Genomic DNA, 267 nt, shown 5'->3' with positions numbered 1-267 from the left:
ACGACGTAGATAGGCCGGGTGTGTAAGCGCAGCGATGCGTTGAGCTAACCGGTACTAATGACCCGAGAGGCTTAACCTTACAACACCGAAGGTGTTTTGAGAGCGACTCAGATATTTCAGCTTGTTCGTGGATTGGTTCTGATGGTTGCAGAGAAAACTGTAACGGTTGGGATAAAACGAATTTGCCTGGCGGCGATAGCGCGGTGGTCCCACCTGACCCCATGCCGAACTCAGCAGTGAAACGCCGTAGCGCCGATGGTAGTGTGG

2 rRNA genes are annotated in these 267 nt (G+C 53.2%); both read left to right on the top strand.

Annotated elements, in window-relative coordinates:
* Nucleotides 1-79, top strand: a 23S ribosomal RNA gene (locus tag MFP24_RS00185); the annotation flags it as partial.
* A gap of 106 nt (nucleotides 80-185) precedes the next feature.
* Nucleotides 186-267 (top strand): 5S ribosomal RNA (gene rrf / locus MFP24_RS00180); the annotation flags it as partial.

The organism is Brenneria tiliae, from assembly GCF_023347575.1.
GTDB classification, from domain to species: Bacteria; Pseudomonadota; Gammaproteobacteria; order Enterobacterales; family Enterobacteriaceae; genus Brenneria; species Brenneria corticis.
This window is presented reverse-complemented; position numbering and strand designations above follow the sequence as displayed.